The sequence below is a fragment of the Streptomyces thermodiastaticus genome, assembly GCF_014656135.1.
In the GTDB taxonomy this organism is placed as follows: domain Bacteria; phylum Actinomycetota; class Actinomycetes; order Streptomycetales; family Streptomycetaceae; genus Streptomyces; species Streptomyces thermodiastaticus.
The window spans coordinates 1-500 of record NZ_BNBV01000085.1 but is presented as its reverse complement, the minus strand read 5'-3'; the positions used below and the strand labels follow the sequence as shown (position 1 = coordinate 500).

Below are 500 nucleotides of genomic sequence, written 5' to 3'. Positions count from 1 at the left end.
GATCGCCGCAGGCTTCGGCACCTCGGTGGGCACTGCTCATGCCTGCACCTCGAAGGTGATCAGCCTGCTCGCACGGCCCGCTCCCGGCCTCCTCAAGGCCCTGCGCGAGAGCGATCCGGACCACGTGCTCCTGGGCGGCACCCTGGCCGAGTGCGACCGTTTGGGCGACGGCCGCGCCGACTACTCCCACAAACACCGTCGGCACGGCGTGAACGTGCAGGTCATCACCGCTCCGACCGGCCAGGTGCCGTGGATCTCGCCCGCACTGCCCGGCCGCACCCACGACCTGACCGCGGCCCGCACCCACCGCATCATCCGGATCCGCGAACGCCAGGGGGTTCCCGTGCTGGCCGACCGTGCCTGCCAGGGTGCCGGCTCCTGGGTGACCACCGGGCGCAAGCGGCCACCGGGCGGTGAACTGACCGTGACCCAGCGCACGGTCAACCGCGCGCCGGCCCGGGCCCGGGCACCCGTCGAGCGAGGCATGGCACGGCTGAAGT

The 500-nt window shown here is 73.0% G+C and carries 1 protein-coding gene; it reads left to right on the top strand.

The window, feature by feature from the left end:
- Positions 1–500: transposase family protein (locus IE286_RS26935; protein WP_189799369.1), on the top strand; the 500-nt coding region annotated here is incomplete at both ends.